The 428-nt window shown below is 75.2% G+C and carries 1 protein-coding gene; it reads right to left on the reverse strand.

Annotated features, from left to right (window positions below):
- A partial coding sequence (locus tag ACFW2E_RS43540; protein ID WP_384476726.1) for a cyanamide hydratase occupies window positions 1-428 on the reverse strand: 428 nt, incomplete at both ends.

A 428-nucleotide genomic window follows, 5' to 3' on the forward strand; every position in this document is an offset into this window, starting at 1 on the left:
GTGCGGGAGCGGGCGGGTCGGTCGAGCGGGTGGGCGGCCGTGCGGACGGGCCAGTCGCCCGCGACCAGGTGCGCCGCCGCGCAGCCCGGCTTGCGCTCGGCCTGGTCGCGGAAGAGCCGTACGAAGGATTCGGCGAAGCCCAGCCGGGGGTGGGCCGCCACGAGCGCCTCGGCGAAGGCGGGGTCGAAGGCGTCGAGTCCGGTTCCCGAGACGTCCGCGCTCGTCCCCACCTGCAGCAGACGGCTCTCCACGTCCACCTCCGGATCCACGTCGTCGCGCATGTGGAGCACGATGAGCTCGGCCGCCCGGTCCCGCCGCTCGGGGGGCCAGCCGAGGCCCGCGGTGAAGACCCGTGCCAGGTGGCCGCCCGCGTCCTCGAAGGCGAGCGTGTGGCTGTCGAAGGGCGGGGTGAGCGCGAGGTCATGGAT

It is taken from the genome of Streptomyces sp. NPDC058964, from assembly GCF_042741275.1.
GTDB lineage: Bacteria > Actinomycetota > Actinomycetes > Streptomycetales > Streptomycetaceae > Streptomyces.